14 protein-coding genes and 2 pseudogenes are annotated in these 19,780 nt (G+C 50.2%); 9 read left to right on the forward strand and 7 right to left on the reverse strand.

All coding sequences use genetic code 11. The features are described from left to right. Window positions 1-204: 204 nt before the first annotated feature. The 3 genes from L350_RS05900 to L350_RS05885 all read right to left on the reverse strand — a co-directional run bounded on the left by L350_RS05900 (window position 205) and on the right by L350_RS05885 (window position 4,727). Window positions 205-2,976 (reverse strand): P-loop NTPase fold protein, encoded by a 2,772-nt coding sequence (locus L350_RS05900; protein WP_032415320.1) that lies wholly within the window; start codon window positions 2,974-2,976, stop codon window positions 205-207. Window positions 2,977-3,043: 67 nt separating this feature from the next. After that, window positions 3,044-4,194, reverse strand: a protein-coding gene (locus tag L350_RS05895; protein ID WP_087855188.1) for an IS3 family transposase whose coding sequence is annotated in 2 segments (ribosomal slippage) — window positions 3,044-3,936 and window positions 3,936-4,194 — 1,152 coding nt in all. Because the reading frame shifts where the segments join, the coding sequence is not laid out codon by codon here. A gap of 44 nt (window positions 4,195-4,238) precedes the next feature. Then, the gene (locus tag L350_RS05885; RefSeq protein WP_023280967.1) at window positions 4,239-4,727 is read right to left on the reverse strand and encodes a P-loop NTPase fold protein; all 489 of its coding nucleotides are present in this window, start codon (window positions 4,725-4,727) and stop codon (window positions 4,239-4,241) included. Between the two features lie 858 nt (window positions 4,728-5,585). On the opposite strand from L350_RS05885, the gene L350_RS05880 reads away from it, so the two are divergent. Then, window positions 5,586-5,882, forward strand: coding sequence for a helix-turn-helix transcriptional regulator (locus L350_RS05880; RefSeq protein ID WP_017384073.1), 297 nt, complete (start codon window positions 5,586-5,588; stop codon window positions 5,880-5,882). A gap of 423 nt (window positions 5,883-6,305) precedes the next feature. After that, on the forward strand, window positions 6,306-6,962 hold the full coding sequence (locus L350_RS05875; RefSeq protein WP_023280966.1) for an acrylate utilization transcriptional regulator AcuR: 657 nt from the start codon (window positions 6,306-6,308) through the stop codon (window positions 6,960-6,962). Window positions 6,963-7,024: 62 nt separating this feature from the next. On the opposite strand, the gene L350_RS05870 is transcribed toward L350_RS05875, so the two are convergent. After that, window positions 7,025-8,008 carry an acrylyl-CoA reductase (NADPH) gene (locus L350_RS05870; protein ID WP_023280857.1) on the reverse strand — a complete coding sequence of 328 codons (984 nt, stop codon included), beginning with the start codon at window positions 8,006-8,008 and terminating at the stop codon, window positions 7,025-7,027. Window positions 8,009-8,408: 400 nt separating this feature from the next. On the opposite strand from L350_RS05870, the gene L350_RS0122580 reads away from it, so the two are divergent. The 5 genes from L350_RS0122580 (at window position 8,409) to fghA (ending at window position 11,982) form a co-directional block, all read left to right on the forward strand. Beyond that, window positions 8,409-9,106 (forward strand): IS1 family transposase gene (locus tag L350_RS0122580; protein WP_223195083.1). Its coding sequence is split into 2 segments (ribosomal slippage): window positions 8,409-8,658 and window positions 8,658-9,106, totalling 699 coding nucleotides; the frame shifts between segments, so codons are not numbered across the junction. Window positions 9,107-9,219: 113 nt separating this feature from the next. Beyond that, window positions 9,220-9,495: a formaldehyde-responsive transcriptional repressor FrmR gene (gene frmR, locus L350_RS05865; protein WP_017384071.1), complete on the forward strand. Its 276-nt coding sequence runs from the start codon at window positions 9,220-9,222 to the stop codon at window positions 9,493-9,495. A gap of 34 nt (window positions 9,496-9,529) precedes the next feature. Continuing rightward, complete coding sequence (frmA, locus tag L350_RS05860) at window positions 9,530-10,639, forward strand: S-(hydroxymethyl)glutathione dehydrogenase (protein ID WP_017384070.1); 1,110 nt, start codon at window positions 9,530-9,532, stop codon at window positions 10,637-10,639. A 43-nt stretch (window positions 10,640-10,682) separates the two neighbouring features. Then, complete coding sequence (locus tag L350_RS05855) at window positions 10,683-11,081, forward strand: VOC family protein (RefSeq protein ID WP_012561111.1); 399 nt, start codon at window positions 10,683-10,685, stop codon at window positions 11,079-11,081. Window positions 11,082-11,145: 64 nt separating this feature from the next. Continuing rightward, complete coding sequence (fghA, locus tag L350_RS05850) at window positions 11,146-11,982, forward strand: S-formylglutathione hydrolase (protein ID WP_012561110.1); 837 nt, start codon at window positions 11,146-11,148, stop codon at window positions 11,980-11,982. Between the two features lie 199 nt (window positions 11,983-12,181). On the opposite strand, the pseudogene L350_RS05845 reads toward fghA, so the two are convergent. Then, window positions 12,182-13,315 (reverse strand): annotated as a pseudogene (locus L350_RS05845) (IS3 family transposase). 616 nt (window positions 13,316-13,931) lie between these two features. On the opposite strand from L350_RS05845, the gene L350_RS05840 reads away from it, so the two are divergent. Then, window positions 13,932-16,583, forward strand: a complete 2,652-nt coding sequence (locus L350_RS05840) for an excinuclease ABC subunit UvrA (RefSeq protein ID WP_012561117.1) — start codon at window positions 13,932-13,934, stop codon at window positions 16,581-16,583. Window positions 16,584-16,654: 71 nt separating this feature from the next. Here the strand turns inward: L350_RS05840 and L350_RS05835 are convergent. Continuing rightward, window positions 16,655-16,954, reverse strand: a pseudogene (locus L350_RS05835) (transposase); the annotation flags it as partial. Window positions 16,955-17,523: 569 nt separating this feature from the next. Next, entirely contained in the window at window positions 17,524-18,657 is a 1,134-nt protein-coding gene (locus L350_RS05830; protein ID WP_022651297.1) for a glutathione-independent formaldehyde dehydrogenase, read from the reverse strand. A 431-nt stretch (window positions 18,658-19,088) separates the two neighbouring features. Between L350_RS05830 and L350_RS23545 the strand changes: the two genes are divergently transcribed. After that, window positions 19,089-19,415 carry a four-helix bundle copper-binding protein gene (locus L350_RS23545; protein ID WP_022649401.1) on the forward strand — a complete coding sequence of 109 codons (327 nt, stop codon included), beginning with the start codon at window positions 19,089-19,091 and terminating at the stop codon, window positions 19,413-19,415. Window positions 19,416-19,780 lie beyond the last annotated feature (365 nt).

Consider the following 19,780-nt stretch of genomic DNA (forward strand, 5'->3'; position numbering starts at 1 on the left):
TCCCTACCTCATTAAATCAATAGAAAATAAATCTGAATAATTTATTTTTAAAAGAAAAGAACACAACATAACTTCAGTAGTTATGATTAATCCCTGAATGATTATTTCTTAGCAAGATATAACATGCTTAATGTATATCAGGCAATAAAAAAACTCCCAAAGACCACCGCTGTGGTCTTCAGGTATAGGATTTAAAGAACGAACTCAGTCCGGAAACGTATCACTATCTTCTGTAACGTCCGCTTTCTCTGGTAACATTCTGTTTTTAATATACTGTGAATTCCTGCAGATGAGAGGAAAAATCTCCGAGTTATTCATTATACAACTCGTTGCCGTACGGGCGTCCTCCGGAGACCATGATGAAAATGAAAACGTCTGACGGTCAAGCCATTGAGACAATAATACATTATCAACAGAAGCGCTAAACAGCGCCGCAATAGCCCTGCGTTCAACGGCCTTCTCAGGTTCAATAAACGACAACTCATTATGAAAACGGGTAATAATCGCAATACGGCTGTCAATACGAATATGTCTTTCAAGTAAGACATCGTGCAACTCATCAAGTACAGTCTCTCTCTGGGTATCGTCGAGGCAAGACCACAGGAAATGAATGTTCTCGGCATTTGTGACAACGTCTGGCTCTGCATCACGGAACCATGATGCAAAGATACCCACACTACCTTCCATCCGGATATGCTGCCCCTGAAGTTGCATTTGTTCAAGGATAAAGCGCATGTTCACAGGAAGAACCGTAAAACACTCAATAAGCCTTTCAGAAGAACTAAATACTCCACATGCCAGGGCGTTCAGCTTTTTCTTCAAAATATCAAACTGCTCACCTGACTGATATACGTCATGGAGAAATACTGGACCCATAGCATTCACATCAGACTCAATTATTTTCTCTGACAGTGCTTTTTGACGCTCTCGCACAAATATTAAAAGAGAGGTTGCATTTGTAGCTTCTTTGATGACGTCATACTGACCTTTAACAAAGCTCAGGACAGGTATATTCACCAGAAGACCTAAATCAACAATCCTGCCAACAGCATTTTTGATGTACGGCAGAACATTTTTATCCTTAAGTGCTATAAAGATACTCTCGGCAGTACGTAGATAACGAAGATATGCAGCCAAAGCCAGGTCAAACCGTTCCTCACCAATATGTTCACTGTACGACTCGATACCGGCATAGTTACCATGGAGCACCATGTGAGCAACAGCCTGTGCAGCAAATTCCGCAGGGAAGAGATTCCTCGTCGCCGTATTATTAAGATAATATTGATTTAAAACATTATTATTCCAGTCCGGGCTCAGAACAATTTTTCTGAAATGGATAACGTCCTCAACAACCTGACGATTTTTAAGCGTCATTATTGCAGAGCTAACCTGAGCCCCACCTGTACCATCATTCTTTCCAATTACGTTCTGTACCGCCTTCGATGCAATATTGATATGCCGGATAATTCCCGGATTAAAAAGGTCTATCTGAGGTTGCTCAGCTCCATAGCGTAACATCTCCTCCCGACCGTGATTTCCGATATCTAGTGTGCCAATTTTCAGGTTTGACAAGGTCTCTTCATTATTGACAAGGTATTCCACATAAAATACGCCATCTACAAAATTCTCCATTTTATTCAGTAGTGATTCACCGGCCAGAACAGAGTATGAATCAGCTTCCTGCAGCAACGTCTGCGTGGATTCAGCCTCCAATTTTTCTGAATCCTGAATTTCATCAAGTTTACTCACAATAAACGATATTTGCCTTTCGACGAAAGGCTCTAGGCTTATCCGCCCGTCAGCCATCAGTTTCTGCAGACTCAATACGAAACCTTCATCATTCTTTTCTCTGAGTGAAACAGCATAACTCTGATTCAGCATTTGCACTGCGACTTTGAGTTGCGGTTCGGCGAGAGCCTGACACTTCTCATCCATCCGGCTATAAGAAACCAGCCAGTCTCGCATCTGAATATGTGGTGCCACTCGCTGCCATGCTTCAGCGAAACCCCACAAGGCCGTCAGTTCTTCAAGCCGTGGGATATTTATAGCACCAATCGCGTCTTTAAGAGGCGTATCAAGCAACTCGCTCCTGGCAAGCTCCACCGTGGACTGATAGTGGATGCTCATCAGAAATTCGCTCCATCTTTCTGTATCGTTATTAAAAATTCGGGATATTTGTTGATAAGTTAGCGAGAGCATCTCGTCAAAATCATCCGGAGCAATACCGGGTTCGGTCTGACTAGCTTTGGGATCGCGAAGTAATACTTTAATATCTCGCTCCCCGTATCTGACCACCAGTAAGTAGAGAGCAATAAGAATATGGCGATGATCTTCTGTTGCAGGAACGGTAAGGTTCAGAATATGAATATCATTAACAAACTTCTTCATTAATCGCGGTGTGATACGAGGATACTCAGAGGGTTTCCAGCGCTCAAGCAACACCGTTGCTTCCCGGCACGCTATCCCTGCATCCTCATTTACTGTTTCTTTCCAGTACTGCCTTAACGCTTCCTGCCATCCTGCCGAAATAAGAGGAGGAACCTGAAAACTTACAGGAATCCGCTTTGCAATAAACTCACGCCCGCTGAAACCCGCCACAGAAAGTGAGGCTGAAACCTGTCTTGCCGAATAGGGCACCACTATCCTGAAGTGTTCATGAGTGGCTCCGGCAATAAGCTCCATATCACTCCAGAGCTCTTTCACTTTGTCTGCACTGATTCGGTCCAGATTATCAATGATAAGGATGAAGCGATCTCCATGGGAAATGACCTCTTTGGAGGTAAATCCCTGCAGAGCTTCAGCCAGCTCAATAGCTCCGACCTCCTTATTAACTAGCCAAGTCTCTTCAATCCTGTCAGTACTGTTGCGTTTGAACAAATCACCAATACTCGAATACCCTTTCTTTCTGTACCATTCCATGTTCTGCAGGCATGCCAGTCCTGCGACCATAATGGCAGGAGAAAGAAACGCGGCCACCTCAACATAAAAAAGCCACCCTAATAATGACTCCTTGTGATCCTACCCACGTAATGTGGACACGGCCCTAAGCGAGGTTCTGGTTTTCAAATTGTTCGGGACTGAGTCCGCCACAGGCACTGTGTCGGCGCCACCGATTGTAATCACACTCGATATAATTAAACACCGTCATCCGCATGATTTCCCGGCTGATAAGGCGTTCCCCGTGGATACATTCCACCTTCAGCGAGTGGAAGAAGCTTTCCGCGCAGGCATTGTCGTAACAACATCCTTTGGCACTCATGCTACCGTGCAGATTATGCCGCTTCAGTAACGCCAGATAGTCTGCCGAACAGTACTGCCCGCCTCTGTCCGTATGCACGATGACATTTTCCGGGCGCTTACGTCGCCAGAGTGCCATCTGTAGCGCATCGCAGGCCAGCTGCGCTGTCATCCGCGACGACATCGACCAGCCGATGACAGCACGGGACCACAGGTCAATGACCACCGCCAGGTACAACCAGCCTTCGTCCGTGCGCAAGTACGTGATGTCACCCGCCCACTTCTGATTCGGGCCACTCGCGTAAAAATCCTGTTTCAGCAGATTTTCAGACACCGGCAGGCCATGTTCGCGGTATCGGACCGGGCTGAACTTCCGGGCCGCTTTTGCGCGAAGCCCCTGACGCCGCAGGCTGGCGGCAATGGTTTTGACGTTGTACTCAGGCAGTTCGTCAGCGAGACGAGGCGCACCATAACGCTGTTTTGCCTCAGTGAATGCCTGACGGACAGCAGTATCACAGACGAGCCGGAACTGCTGACGTGGTGTTATCTGCTGACGACGCAGACGCCACGCATACCAGCCGCTACGGGCGACCCGCAGTACCCGGCATATGGCTTTGACGCTGAACTCAGCCCGATGTTTTTCAATAAAGACATACTTCATTTCAGGCGCTTCGCGAAGTATGTCGCGGCCTTTTGGAGAATGGCCAGCTCCTCTGCCTGTTCCGCCAGTTGGCGCTTAAGACGGGCAATTTCAACGGACATTTCCTGCTCACGTTCGGAAGAGCTGCGGGCATTGTTAATCTTACTGCGCCATGCGTAGAGCTGGGATTCGTACAGGCTGAGTTCCCGGGCAGCGGCAGCAACACCGATACGTTCCGCAAGCTTCAGGGCTTCGTTGCGGAATTCAGGCGTGTACTGTTTGCGGGGCTTCTTACTGGTTGATGCTGGTTTTGTCATGAGTCACCTCTGGTTAAGAGTTTACTCACTTAGTCGTGTGTCCACTATTCGTGGGTAAGATCATTGTTAGTAAAATATTGATTAAGGTCTGTTAGCACATAACGAAGCATCTGCACGGAAAGCAATGACAGTAAAATAAAAACGACGGTCAACCAGCTTAGCCTGCTGCTGACCCTCTTGTCGTATTCAACGATGTTACCCAGAGCCAGATTTTTATACTTATCCAACACATCCCGGGAGCCCGGACATTGTAGGCTGACCCCGTGGTGGATGACATCGATAAGCGCTTTTTTAGTTGAGCCATGATGGTAACGTTCTGCATCAAAGTTAATGAACGTAAAATCATCTTTAAGCTTTTTCTGCAGGAACTTCAATATTGTTGACTTACCTGAACCCAGCTCACCTTCCAGACCAATAATATTGACATCAGGTGTCCTGATGATCTGAGCCACATTCTCTGCAACTTTTTCATGACTGCTGCCTCTAAACATATCCTGGTCAGCGGGTGATTCCGTCTGCAATCGTAGAGTCATTCAGCAATTTCCTTCGTTATAACGTAAGATTCTTTCACTATTAGACACAGTACAGAGCCCACAGCAACCAAATGACTGCAGCCGGGGCAGTTTAGTTTTAAGCATGCATAAGCCGATTTCGATGGAATCCCTTTCACACAATAATATTGAATTGAAGCAATGAAAACATTAATGTGTTTGTTGTGACTAGCTGCAGGGGCCTGGAAGAAATTCCAAAGCCTGACAAACCGGAACAGGGCTTGCTCTGCTCCGGTTTTATCCAGTTCATCTTGAAGCCCTTGTTTTTGTTACATATCCCTGCTCACTCTTTCAGCCATTGTTAAGCTTCTTGTGTGTAATCTGCGAATAATACGGATGCAAAATTGATGCAATGGATTATACATACCTACAGCGCACGTTACGCTGAGCTGAATCGAATTTCAGAGAACGTTCTTCGCTATTACCCTGCCCAGCCAGTTGAACACATTTTATCATCCGGCCCCGAGAGTGACATGTTCTCTGCCTGGTACAGCCTTCATCAGAGTCAAACTAGACGTTATTTACAGGCAAAAGAAGACAGCTACAGAGTTTAAGTCTGACATTATTCGTGGCTGTGTCTGCCTTCGGAGTTTTCAGCTTATCCCGATAACAGCGGTTTTGAAAAATTGACGTTTTTTACACCGGTACATTGCCCGAACGCAATCTCCCCCGTAGCGAAATACCGCCCCGCAGAAAATCGTCCATGCTCGGCATGCCCCTGGAACATCAGCATCTTTTCAATAAAGGTTTTACAGCCTATAGTCTGTATAACACAAAATACACCTTACCTGCTGTATTACAGGGCGGTACTCCCTACTCAGTCTGCGAGGCAGGTCACTTATGAATAATCAGTTCCCGATAAAAACGCTGAACCAGCTCAGACCTGTGCTAATCGGGTTTCGCAAAATCAAGGGCTTCACGCAAAAAGATGTGTCTGAGAGGCTTGGCGTAACGCAGCAAACCTATGCCCGCCTGGAAGCAAACCCTGCTAGCGCCAGTATTGATCGTCTGTACAAGGTATTCAGTATTCTGGGCGTAGAAATAACGCTGTCATCTATTTCCCCTTCACCCTTCATTTCCCACACAGAGATGAGGGGGGCATTTGACAGCACTCCCGCCAGACGGGAGAAATGGTGACTATTAGAAGTTTGCTAGTTTTGTCGAATGACGCCAACTACATGTCCGCATCCATCGAGTAGTGGCTTCAAGCCACGATTGTCACTGCCTCCGCTGCCTTTTTCCAGTAACTCTCTCCTTTTAATTCTAATATTTAGGGGTGTCAACGCAAAGCAGAAACGGCACCTTCTTTGCGAGACAGAAATGACCTGTGATTGCCTGGCCGATTTATGGCAGCTAAGTGCGAGAAGCGGATATAGCGAATTCGCCATTGTACGGGATTAGCAGGTTTACTGAAGCAACCTGCGATGGCGTTATGGCAATAGTCAGTCCCCTGTCCAGTCGGCATAGGTGGCCACCTCGTCACCGCCGGGGATAAACTGATTGAAGCCTCCGCGCAAAATCACTTATTCTTTTCCGTTAATAAAATGCAGGAGCAAAGTCATGACTGGCGAAATTCGTGGGCGAGGCAGGCCACGAAAAACAGAGAGTACCTATACAGATACCCGTAATGACCTGATCCGAAGCGGGCTTGAACTGCTCACGCAGAATGGTTTTCTTTCAACGGGAGTCGATGCCATTGTCAAAAATGCCAGTGTTCCTAAAGGCTCATTTTATTACTATTTCAAGAGCAAAGAAGAGTATGCCCAGACTGTTCTGAGCGCCTATGACAGTTTCTTTGTGCATAAACTCCAAAAACATCTGTATGAATCATCCTTCACACCAATGATGCGTCTGGAAAATTTCATCGACGATGCCTGCGACGGCATTAAAAAGTACAATTTCACCCGGGGCTGTCTGGTTGGCAATATGATGCAGGAGAGTCCGGGTCTTCCACTGTCCTTTATCAAACAGCTCCACGAAATACTTGAGCGCTGGCAGGCGCTTGTGGCGTGCTGTCTGTCCGACGCGTTATCTTCGGGCGAAATCCGTTCCGATATGAATAATACGCAACTGGCGGCCATTTTCTGGAGCAGTTGGGAGGGTGCCGTAATGCGTGCCAAACTTTATTGCTCAACCCAGCCTGTGTACGACTTCTGGAGCTATTTCAAAAAGTCAGTACGCTATCAGCCCTCTAAGGACACGGCTGTTGAAAAGTAAAAAAGGGGCCGCAGCCCCTGATAATAATTATCAAACCCAGGCTGAGCCTGGCTTCCACTTCATTAGCTACACTGAATTACTGCCCGGCCACGAATTCCGCCACTCAGAAGTTTTTCGGCCACATTGATGGCATCACTCAGCGGATAAACGGTGGTCAGGCTATCCAGTCTGGACTCCGGTAAATACTGTACCGCCTGCTGCCAGATCGCCGCTCTTTTTTCCTTCGCGAACATGACACTGTCAATCCCTTTCAGCGTGACGCCACGCAGGATAAACGGAGCCACATTCCCCATTAGTTCCATCCCCTGTGCCATGCCGCAGGCTGCAACAATACTGCCATAACGCACCCCGGCGCATACATTGCAGAGCGTATGGCTACCGACTGTATCAATGGCGGCAGCCCAGCGTTCTTTCTGTAACGGTTTTCCGGGACAGGAGAGCTCGGAACGGTTAATAATCTCGTCCACACCGACCGTTTTATAGAGCCAGGCAGCCTCTTCCGGGCGTCCAGTAGACGCCGTAACGCGGTACCCCATTGATGCAAGGATCATGGCCGCAATGCTCCCGACGCCGCCGCTGGCACCGGTAACAAGTACCGGACCATCTTCAGGCTTAATACCATGATTCAGAAGTGCGTCTACGCACAGCATCGCGGTAAACCCAGCTGTTCCGATTGCCATTACGTGTTTGCCGTTAGCGCCAGCCGGGAGCGGCGTCAGCCAGTCTCCATTTACCCGTGCTTTTTCGGATAGTCCGCCCCAGTGTTTTTCCCCAACACCCCAGCCGGTCAGGAGAACCTTATCTCCGGCCTGATATTCGGGATGTGAACTGGCGGACACTGTACCGGTAAAATCAATGCCGGGCACCATGGGAAAGCGTCGGACGATTGGGCCCCGGCCCGTAATGGCCAGTGCGTCTTTGTAGTTGATGGATGAATAGTCAACATTGACCTCCACATCCCCCTGCGGTAGTTCACTTTCAGCGATTTCAGCAAGTTGCGCACTATAGCGTCCATCTGTTTTGTTGATTAATAAAGATTTAAACACGTTCACCTCGTTTGTCCGGGCGTTTACCGTTCAGTCATTAAGTCGTCAATAAATAATATTGACCGATCGTCTAATAATCAACACTACTATCCCAGTGCTTTGCCAGCATTCAAGAAACATTATTCATTTCATGCACTTAAAGCTGTCTTTTTTGACCGACATCAAACTGTATTCTGGTTTATCTGGTGCAGAGGGAAAATCAGCATCCCTGAAGATACATAGCTAATGCTTCAGAACACGGCTGATGATGCGATAAAACAACCAGGCTTTAATGAGTTAGTCTGAGCGGACCTTCGGCTCAGTAAATAGGTCCGCTCCGTGCCAAGAGCAGACGCTGGTAATTCGGGTAATGGTGCCAACTTACTGATTTAGTGTATGATGGTGTTTTTGAGGTGCTCCAGTGGCTTCTGTTTCTATCAGCTGTCCCTCCTGTTCAGCTACTGAAGGCGTGGTGCGTAACGGTAAAAGTACTGCCGGACATCAGCGCTATCTCTGCTCTCACTGCCGTAAAACATGGCAGCTACAGTTCACTTACACCGTCTCTCAGCCCGGTACACACCAGAAAATTATTGATATGGCCATGAATGGCGTCGGATGTCGCGCCAGTGCACGCATTATGGGCGTTGGCCTCAACACGATTTTACGACACTTAAAAAACTCAGGCCGCAGTCGGTAAACTCACGCATACAACCGGGCAGTGACGTCATTGTTTGCGCGGAAATGGACGAACAGTGGGGTTACGTCGGCGCTAAATCACGCCAGCGCTGGTTGTTTTACGCGTATGACAGGATACGGAGGACGGTTGTGGCGCACGTATTCGGTGAACGCACGTTGGTCACGCTGGAGCGTCTTCTGGGCCTGCTGTCGGCCTTTGAGGTCGTGGTATGGATGACGGATGGCTGGCCGCTTTATGAATCACGCCTGAAGGGAGAACTGCACGTTATCAGCAAGCGATATACGCAGCGCATTGAGCGGCATAACCTGAATCTGAGGCAGCATCTGGCAAGGCTGGGCAGGAAGTCACTGTCGTTCTCAAAATCGGTGGAGCTGCATGACAAAGTCATCGGGCATTATCTGAACATAAAACACTATCAGTAAGTTGGAGTCATTACCGGTGCTCTGATATATTTATTATACTATAGTGGGGTATGTGTTGATCTTAATGTAATACTCCCCTATAGTATAAGAAATACAGAGCAGTGAGGTAAGCAATGCCCAGTACTCCTGAAGAGAAAAAAAAGGTCCTAACCCGGGTTCGCCGTATCCGGGGTCAGATTGATGCTCTGGAAAGAGCACTTGAAAGTGGCGCTGAATGCCGTTCCGTTCTCCAGCAAATCGCCGCCGTCCGGGGCGCCGCTAACGGACTGATGGCAGAGGTGCTGGAGAGCCACATACGGGAAACCTTTGACCAGAATGACAGCTACAGTCATGAAGTCAGTAAATCAGTTGACGATACGATTGAGCTGGTTCGTGCCTATCTTAAATAGGTGAGGCCATTATTACATTGAGGATATATTACGTATGAAATCACGTGCCGCTGTTGCATTTGCACCAGGGAAGCCCCTGGAGATTGTTGAAATTGATGTTGCTCCGCCTAAAAAAGGCGAGGTGCTGATTAAAAACACCCACACAGGTGTCTGCCATACCGATGCCTTTACCCTCTCAGGGAATGACCCTGAGGGCGTTTTCCCGGTGGTTCTCGGCCACGAGGGAGCCGGTATCGTCGTTGAAGTTGGTGAAGGCGTCACCAGTGTGAAGCCGGGTGACCATGTTATTCCGCTCTACACCGCTGAATGCGGGGAGTGTGAATTCTGCCAGTCCGGTAAAACGAACCTCTGTGTATCGGTTCGCGAGACTCAGGGCAAAGGACTGATGCCTGACGGGACCACTCGCTTTTCATACAACGGTCAGCCTCTTTACCACTACATGGGATGTTCCACATTCAGTGAATACACCGTTGTGGCCGAGGTTTCTCTGGCAAAAATTAACCCGGAGGCGAACCATGAACACGTCTGCCTGTTGGGTTGTGGCGTGACTACCGGTATTGGCGCCGTCCATAACACGGCTAAAGTGCAGCCGGGCGATTCAGTTGCCATTTTTGGTCTGGGGGCAATTGGTCTGGCTGCGGTACAGGGGGCCCGTCAGGCAAAAGCGGGACGTATTATCGCTATCGATACTAATCCGACAAAATTTGACCTGGCCCGTCAGTTCGGGGCCACTGACTGCATTAACCCGAATGATTATGACAAACCGATTAAAGATGTTCTGCTGGATATCAACAAGTGGGGTATTGACCATACCTTTGAATGTATCGGTAACGTTAACGTCATGCGTGCAGCGCTGGAAAGTGCTCACCGTGGGTGGGGGCAGTCCGTTGTCATTGGTGTCGCAGGGGCCGGACAGGAGATTTCCACCCGTCCTTTCCAGCTGGTCACCGGGCGCGTATGGAAAGGTTCCGCGTTTGGCGGAGTAAAAGGCCGCACTCAGCTCCCCGGTATGGTCGAGGATGCCATGAAGGGGGATATTGACCTTGAGCCATTTGTAACCCATACGATGACACTGGATGAAATCAATGACGCCTTCGAGCTTATGCATGAAGGCAAATCTATCCGGACAGTGATTCATTACTGATCCCATCAGAATTTTAATCAACTCAAACTGAAGGAAGTGGAAAATGACAACTCCGGTAATTTCTGGTGACGGCATCTTTTCTCATGTGTTCATTGGCGCAGCCGATGTCGAGAAATCCTCCGCATTTTACGATGTCGTCCTGGGCACGCTTGGTATCAATAACCTCGGCCCGTTTGGCAACGGCTGGGTACTCTATGGCCGCGAAAAGCCGGCATTTATCATTGCCCGTCCGGGCAACGGTGAAGCACCTTCCGCTAACGGGGTGACTGTCGGCTTCGCTGCTGCCACCCCGGAAGAGGTTGATGCTTTCCATGCTGCCGGCCTTGCCGCCGGTGGAGCTGATGAAGGTCAACCTGGCCCGCGTGGTCACCTTCCCGGGGCCTATGCTGCCTACCTGCGGGATCCGGCGGGTAACAAAATCACGGCGTATACGTTTATCTGACGTCCGGATTTAAAGATACTTCCCCTGGCTTCGGTCAGGGGAAATAACCATGAGATAACGGCTGATGGAACTCATTGAGCAGCATGCCAGCTCTGGCGGCTGGCAAAACGTGTACCGGCATTATTCACAATCCCTTAATTGTGAAATGAATTTCGGTGTGTATCTTCCTCCCAAAGCAGTAACAGAAAAACTGCCGGTACTATACTGGTTGTCGGGCCTGACCTGTACTGAGCAGAATTTCATCACCAAATCAGGTATGCAGCATTATGCAGCCCGGCATAACGTCATCGTTGTTGTCCCGGATACCAGTCCCCGGGGTAATAATGTCCCGGATGCCGACAGTTACGATCTTGGCCAGGGGGCCGGTTTTTATCTGAACGCGACGGAACAGCCGTGGAATGTTCATTACAGGATGTATGACTATATTCTCAGAGAGCTTCCGGATGTCGTCATGAATCATTTTCCTGCAACGGCAAGAAAATCTATATCCGGTCATTCTATGGGAGGGCTGGGTGCTCTGGTGCTGGCTCTGCGAAATCCTGGTGAATATGTGAGCGTATCAGCATTTTCCCCGATAGTATCGCCTTCTCAGGTGCCATGGGGGCAACAGGCATTTAGCGCTTACCTGGGTGAAAACAGAAAAACGTGGGAAGCCTACGATCCAGTCAGCCTCATTTTACAGGGTGAAAAATTACCAGAAATCTTCATTGATCAGGGGCTGAGTGACGCCTTTTATGAAGAGCAACTGCGCACCAAAATCCTTGAGAGAGTATGCAATGAGATGAACCTCAATGCGTCGTTCCGATATCATACTGGATACGACCACAGCTATTATTTCATTTCCAGCTTTATTGGTGAGCACATTGCTTACCATGCCAACAGGCTCAGGCTGTCAGCATGAGTTGATTTCCAGCCTCAGAAAATGTGCTTAATTTTCAGGCCTGAACAGGGCCTGAACCCTGCAGACCTGAGATGTACTGTAACTGAATCGCCACGGATAATCTAGACACTTCCGAGCCGTTGATGGACTGACCCCGCCCCGGTAGACGATCCTGCCCTATAGTTTGGACTGACCCCACGCCTGTAGACAAATCCTGTCCTCACGACGAGGCCTGTTCGAAGGCCTCCGGACTGACGTCGCCGAGGTGGCTGTGGCGCCGGGACCGGTTATAGAAGACTTCAATGTAATCGAAGATCCGCCCGGGCCAGATCCCTGGTTTTATATATGCGTTTTCTGATCCGTTCTTTTTTCAGCGAACTGAAGAACGATTCGGCCACCGCATTATCCCAGCAGTTGCCACGCCGGCTCATGCTCGGCGCCAGGTTATTGGCCCGGTAGAAGCGCTGCCAGTCGTCACTGCCGTACTGGCTGCCCTGATCGCTATGTACGATAACCTCGCTGTCTGGTTTTCGGCGCCAGACCGCCATCATCAGCGCGTCGAGCGCCAGTTCGCGTGAGAGAGTGGGTTTCATCGACCAGCCGACCACATTACGGGCGAAGAGATCGATAACCACCGCCAGATACAGCCAGCCCTGCCAGGTGCGGATATAAGTAATATCGGTGACCCAGACCTGGGTGGCCCGGACAACGGTGAACTGCCGCTGCACGAGATTAGGAGCAACGACTGAAGGCCTGCCAGCGATACGACGTGGCGCTTTATAGCCGCGCACAGCTTTAATCCGGTCCAGTTGCATGATCCGACCCACCCGGTTTCTACCACAGGTTTCCCCGATTTCGTTCAGATCGCCATGAACCCGCCGGTAACCGTATACGCCTCCGCTCAGGGAATATGAGTCGCGGATAAGCATCAGCAGGCGCTGGTTATCTTTATCACGCGCCGAGACAGGGTTATGCAGCCACGCATAGAACCCGGCCCGGGCGACATTCAGTACCCGACACATCGTCATCACACCCCATACAGTTCGGTGCTCATTGATAAAGCGGTACTTCAGTCGGGCTCCTTTGCAAAGTACCGCGCGGCCTTTTTCAGGATATCCCGTTCTTCTTCGGTGCGTTTTAGCTGCGCCCGGAGTTTCAGGATCTCGCTTTTAGCTTCCAGTAAATCCCGGGCATGCTGCTCGCTGTTATCAGGTTTGATAGCCCGTAGCCACTTGTAGAGGCGGTGTGCAGAGACGCCCAGACGCTCAGATACTTAGGCGACGGAATAACCGCGTTCCGTTATCTGACGGACGGCTTCTTCCTTAAATTCAGGTGTAAATCGTGGTGTGCCCATACGCTCCTCCTATACTCAAACTATAGGGCAGGATCGTCTACCGGGGCGGGGTCAGTCCAGGGAGCCGTTAACGACCTGATGGCGGTTGTTCTGGAAAGCTATCTTCGGGAGGAATTCCCCGATACGGGCAAACGAAATGAGTCGCAGAAGAGGTCAATCGACGACACCATTTCGATAGTCCGCTCCTATCTCCGTTAACTCTGCCAGGCAGATGTCTGATGGGGTCTAAAACTGTAATGAAAGGAAATGACATATGAAATCACGTGCATTATTCATCTGTATTTTTTAATTGGTACCCGAAACCGCCTGAGTGTCGCCATCAGCTGGGTCTGGAACCACAGCGTCGCGTACCGGGGAGCCCGCATTATCACGGGAGCCAAATCTCCGGTCCCGGGTACGCCGCCAGCCAGTTCTCATACAGAAGGCGGATCCGCAGGGTACCGCTGAAACTTCAGCGGTGTCCCACATGGTACCACCGGGCCCAGCTTCAGCAATCTGTTTCCAGTCACACAAACGCTTTTTTCGACGGGCTTTCTGATCGAGCGGTCCGGCACACCAGATACCGTCACAAGAGGTGGCCTTATTAAGAGCGGACACACCTAGCACAGGAAATTCTATGGCAAAGAAACTTTTCGGTTATCATCCCATCCTGACTGACGACAACAATTCAGTTGTGATTCGCGGTGCTCGCGAGAACAACCTTAAAGAGGTGGATGTTTCCATTCCGCGCAACGCATTGGTTGTTTTTTCGGGTGTGTCAGGCTCGGGTAAGTCTTCACTGGCCTTTGGCACCATTTATGCTGAGGCGCAACGGCGCTACTTTGAATCGGTTGCCCCCTACGCTCGTCGCCTCATTGATCAGGTCGGGGTTCCGGATGTGGATGCCATTGACGGACTGCCGCCAGCCGTTGCGCTTCAGCAACAACGCGGTGCCAGTAACGCGCGCTCCTCTGTCGGCAGCGTGACCACCTTATCCAGTCTGGTGCGAATGATGTACTCACGGGCGGGCGCTTATCCTGCCGGACAACCGATGCTGTATGCCGAGGATTTTTCTCCCAACACGCCGCAGGGGGCATGCCCTTCTTGCCATGGTCTGGGCCATATCTATGAGGTAACTGAAACACTGATGGTGCCCGATCCCTCACTTAGTATCCGTGAAAAGGCTATTGCTTCCTGGCCCCCGGCCTGGCACGGACAGAATCTGCGGGATATTCTGGTGACGCTGGGGTATGACATCGACACTCCCTGGAAAAATCTGCCAGCGGAAGACCGTCAGTGGATCCTTTTTACCGAAGACACCCCCACTGTACCGGTTTTCCCGGGACTGAGTCCGGAAGATACGCGCGAAGCCGTCAGGAAAAAAATGACGCCGGGTTATATGGGGACCTTCACCGGGGCACGTCGTTATGTGCTACATACCTTCGCCAGCACGCAAAGCGCGTTGATGAGAAAACGAGTCTCCCGTTTTATGGAAGGCAAGCTGTGTCCGGTCTGTCACGGGAAAAGACTGAAGTCAGAATCATTGTCCGTCACCTTTGCCGGTGTGGACATTGGTGAATTTATGCAGATGCCCTTAGACCAGCTGGCGGAATTGCTCCTTCCAATCTCCCGGGGGGATTTCAGTGCCCACCACGCCGGCGCAGATGCCGACAGGGATATCACCCGTCGGGATCTGACAGAGCGTGCTGCATCCGGAAAAGCGGTCCATTCCGATAACGCCGATGTCTGCCGGACATCGGCGTTATCGGAAGAGAAACGACTGGCGGCACAACGGCTGACCGGTGGTGTCATGGCCCGGTTGTATCAGTTGCAGAAGCTGGGGCTGGGTTATCTTACGCTGGACAGAGCAACCCCAACTCTATCTGCAGGAGAGCTTCAGCGACTGCGTCTTGCCACGCAACTCAGTTCGATGCTGTTTGGTGTGGTCTATGTTCTTGATGAACCGTCTGCGGGTCTGCACCCCTCAGACAGTAAAGCGCTTTACGATGCGCTTGAGAACCTTCGTGATGCCGGCAACTCGGTGTTTGTCGTTGAACATGATCTTAACCTGATGCGACGGGCGCAATGGCTTGTTGATGTGGGACCGTCGGCTGGTGAACAGGGAGGACATGTTCTCTACAGTGGTATTCCTGAAGATCTGAAAGCCGTCACCCAATCTCGTACCGCGCGTTATTTATTTGATGAAGTCCGGCCACCACAATCTTTTGCCCGTATCCCATCCGGGTGGCTGAAACTGCAGGGGATCCATCGCCACAATCTTAAGTGGATCGATGTTGATATTCCTCTGGGTGTGCTGACAGCCGTGACGGGAGTCTCTGGCTCCGGTAAATCCAGTCTGATTGCCCAGGCCTTACCGGAACTGGTGCTTTCTTCACTTGGCGGTGAGCCAGAAGACGTGCTTTCCGAAGCCAGCGACGCTGAGGGGCCATCCGTAACGGAGAAAACGTACGGTACCCTGACCGGTGATACCGGACTGGTAAAGCGTCTGGTTCAGGTTGACCAGAAACCGATAGGCAGGACCCCCCGTTCAAACCTGGCGACATATACCGGGTTGTTTGATCCTGTTCGTAAGCTCTTTGCCGGAACGACTGACGCCAAACTCCATCATTACGATGCGGGTCAATTCTCTTTCAATGTGGCAAAAGGCCGCTGTGCAACCTGTGAAGGTGAAGGATTCGTCAGCGTGGAGCTGTTGTTTATGCCGAGCGTGTATGCACCGTGCCCGACCTGCCATGGCGCGCGGTATAACCGGGATACTCTCAGGATCTGCTGGCAGGACAAAAATATCGCGGAGGTCCTGCATATGACGGTGGATGAAGCCAGTCAGTTCTTTGCGACTGAAGAACCAGTGGCTCGTCCCCTCCGTCTGCTGAGTGAAATTGGTCTGGGCTACCTGCGTCTGGGACAACCAGCAACCGAGTTATCCGGAGGGGAGGCGCAAAGGATCAAGCTGGCAACCGAACTACAACGTAGCCAACGTGGCCACACGTTGTATATCCTAGATGAACCGACAACCGGCCTGCATGCTTCAGACGCCGACCGCCTCCTTGTGCAGCTGCAGCGGCTTGTTGATGCAGAAAATACGGTGATAATGATTGAACACGATATGCGGGCGGTTACTCAGGCAGACCAGGTTATCGACATCGGTCCTGGAGCGGGACATGAGGGAGGACGCCTGGTTGCCGCAGGAACTCCCGAACAGGTATCGCAGGTCAAAGAAAGCCGTACCGCACAGTATATTGCCAGGGAACTCTCACGGAACGGTTAAAAAGGGCTGTGTCGTCATTGCGTCAATGGCGGCACATTCCCGGCGTGTTCTGTATCAGTAATCTCCCGCAGGTATAATTTCAGCGCATCCCACTGGTTCAGCGCGTACGCGAACGCCTTCGACAGCTCCGAGTGCCGTGACAGCGTTTTCTGCTTTTCACGCAGCCAGCCCTCCAGCGCGGTCAGCAGCGGTACCGCTTTTTCCTGCCGAATGGCCAGCCGTTCCGCCGCGCTTTTGCCCCGGATGCCCGCCTCGATGCCATACAGCTCGCCGATACGGCACAGCGCTTCGGTCGTGGTGTCAGAGGGCGTCCGCACGTGCACGTCCGCCTGCAACACCCCGCTGAACCCCGCAAGATGCGACTGCGGATGTGTAACGCTGGCGTGATAGAAATTTTAAGTCAGTCATCAGGTGTCCACCTAATTAGGGGTCAGTTTGGATATCGAAAATTATTGTACGTCAAGGTTATTTTTTGACCTCTCTACTTTAGCGGGCCTCAGCCGACGAAACTTATCGGAAGCCGGTACCGGCCAGTCTGACTGAAGATGGAAGCAAAATTAATGCTGTGGGCTACCATACCTTCTTTAACAGGTGATTTGTGAACTGCAACTTCTCGGAACGGGAGTTTGCGCAAGGACCGGAAGTCCGCTTTTCGCTCATAGCGGACCGTTCCTGCGCACATGTCTGCTATGTGGTAGAGGCAGACAATACTTACAGCACAGGGCGTTAATAAATACGGAACAGATCAACCGCAGATGCCTCCTCCTGAATGTATTAATTTTGCTATCTCGTCGGCAAAATCAGGGAACAAGTCTGGATATGGAAGCGCCTGGCAGCTGAAAGTATGAATAATAACGCCCTGACAGGATATTTTATTGCACCCTGTCAAAAGTCATACATTCTTTCCCGGTTTTTGCTTTCTCATACCGGATAACTCTATTTAAGGCTTAAGGATAACCTTCGTCCATCCTTCATCCCGCTCATCGAAGTGCTTATATCCGGCAGGAGCCTCTTCAAGCGAAAGACGATGAGAAATTATTTTGCCCGGACTGGCTTTATCGTGATGGATGAGGCGAGACAGCTGACGGTTATAGGCCTTAACGTTCGCCTGGCCGGTACGGATTGCCTGTCCTTTAAACCAGAAACTCCCAAAATCAAATGGCATCTTACCCTCTCTGGCAAGCTCCGATTCAGCCCCCGGATCCTGAGGAATAAAGACGCCAACCACACCAATTCCCCCGGTTGCTTTCGTCGACGCAACAAGACTGTTCATGGTAACAGAGTTATCTTCATGGCCATGTTTGTTACAGCACTGATAGCCAACACATTCGCAGCCACAATCCGTACCGCGTCCATCCGTCAGGTCGAGAATTTTTTGTACAGCTTCATCGCCAGTAGCATTGATGCCCGTCGCCCCCATTTTTTCAGCCAGAGCCAACCGGTCTGTGTGCGTATCAACCACAAACACCTGTGAAGCACCTTTAATGATCGCCGAATGAGCTGCCATCAAACCGACCGGCCCCGCGCCATAAATGGCCACGCTTTCACCAGGCTTCAATCCGGCAAGTTCTGTTGCATGCCAGCCGGTAGGAAAAATGTCAGAGAGCATCACATAATCATCTTCTTTTTCTGCCGCATCAGGGGGAAGAACAAGGCAGTTAAAGTCGGCAAATGGCACCCGAAGAAGTTCCGCCTGACCTCCCTCCCAGGGACCCATTTCAGCAAAACCATAAGCTGCGCCTGCCGTACCCGGATTGGTAGTGAGACAAAAGCCGGTCAGACCTTTTTCACAGTTTTCGCAAAAACCACATCCCACGTTAAACGGCAGACAAACATAGTCGCCCACCTTAATACGTTCAACGCCTGAGCCAATTTCGACCACTTCACCCAGGTTTTCGTGACCCAGAATCCGTCCCTGTTCAAAGCTGGTCCGGCCCTCATACATGTGCAAGTCCGACCCACAAATGTTGGTGGTGGTGATGCGGACGAGTACATCCGTGGGGCGGACAATTTTCGCATCCGGTACGTCTTTTACTTTTACATCATAAGGACCGTTGTAAATTACTGCTTTCATGATCTTCTCCTTCTTGCGTGCGGAAAGGAAATGCTGCCCCGCGGATTGGGGTATCAATCGAGTTTAGCTGCCATAACAGATCTCGCGATCGGCGAAAGGACGATTAGGATGTTTCTTAACTAAGTGCATTGAAGTCTGTAAGACAGGTACTTACCGATGAAGGCTGCCTGGAAAACGTAAAAACATCACACGTTAATCCGGTTTTTTTAAGCAGGCAAGGGATTACGGACAGCTTTGAGCGAGAAGCGGATAAAGTAAATCTATCTCATTTCTGCATTGTGCCAGAAGTAGACATAGGTGAATTAGGTAACCCTAGAGATGCACTTTGAATCAATGATATGAAATGCTGAAAAGGTAATTAACTAATTCAAAATTTGAATAATCAGTTATCTCTTCCATGCTTAATACGTAACCTTAGCTAAGGAGAAATTATGTTAGACGAATACAAAAAATGCATCGAAGCCTGTTATCTATGTGCAACGGCATGTGATAACTGTGCGGCTTCGTGTCTCGACGAAGAGAATCTGGAGATGATGCGCGAGTGCATAAAACTGGATATGCAGTGTGCAAATATCTGCCGTCTTGCAGCTCAATTCATGACACTAAATAGCGGGTCTGCCCAGGATCTTTGCCGTCTTTGCGCTGATGTTTGTCAGAAGTGCGGTGACGAGTGTGGAAAGCATGAACATGACCATTGTCAGGATTGCTCAAGCGCTTGTCATCACTGCGCCGAACAATGCAGAAAGATGGCCGCCTGAGAAAAACTCAAATTACCAAACCCGCTTCGGCGGGGTTTTATATTCCCGGTAATAAGTCGTAGAAGGATGAGATAGATGAGTTTAAGAGTACGGGCGGGAAATAGATCTACTCGAAAGTACTAGCCTCAATGACAAATTCTGGCACAGATTATTTGATTGGCTCAATGTCCGTTTTCGCTGACAGCGGACTGCACCCCGCCGGGGTGACCGCTTCGTGCCAGAATTGGACGTTTCCAAAATCTGCATGCACTAATCGGTGGAGAGCAGATCTCACTGCATAGCCATGCAGACGCGCAGAAATCATCAGGGGCGTTTGAAAGGTGCCGGAAACAGGCGGGAGGCCGCAGAAACGTGCTGAGGGCGCC

Origin of the sequence: Enterobacter sp. MGH 4, from assembly GCF_000534735.1 — a bacterium.
Taxonomy (GTDB): Bacteria; Pseudomonadota; Gammaproteobacteria; order Enterobacterales; family Enterobacteriaceae; genus Enterobacter; species Enterobacter intestinihominis.

Coding starts and splice junctions, on each gene's coding strand:
- fghA (WP_012561110.1), top strand. CDS start 11,146: ATGGAACTCATTGAGCAGCATGCCAGCTCTGGCGGCTGGCAAAACGTG.
- L350_RS05875 (WP_023280966.1), top strand. CDS start 6,306: ATGACTGGCGAAATTCGTGGGCGAGGCAGGCCACGAAAAACAGAGAGT.
- L350_RS23545 (WP_022649401.1), top strand. CDS start 19,089: ATGTTAGACGAATACAAAAAATGCATCGAAGCCTGTTATCTATGTGCA.
- L350_RS05880 (WP_017384073.1), top strand. CDS start 5,586: ATGAATAATCAGTTCCCGATAAAAACGCTGAACCAGCTCAGACCTGTG.
- frmA (WP_017384070.1), top strand. CDS start 9,530: ATGAAATCACGTGCCGCTGTTGCATTTGCACCAGGGAAGCCCCTGGAG.
- frmR (WP_017384071.1), top strand. CDS start 9,220: ATGCCCAGTACTCCTGAAGAGAAAAAAAAGGTCCTAACCCGGGTTCGC.
- L350_RS05840 (WP_012561117.1), top strand. CDS start 13,932: ATGGCAAAGAAACTTTTCGGTTATCATCCCATCCTGACTGACGACAAC.
- L350_RS05855 (WP_012561111.1), top strand. CDS start 10,683: ATGACAACTCCGGTAATTTCTGGTGACGGCATCTTTTCTCATGTGTTC.
- L350_RS05830 (WP_022651297.1), bottom strand. CDS start 18,657: ATGAAAGCAGTAATTTACAACGGTCCTTATGATGTAAAAGTAAAAGAC.
- L350_RS05885 (WP_023280967.1), bottom strand. CDS start 4,727: ATGACTCTACGATTGCAGACGGAATCACCCGCTGACCAGGATATGTTT.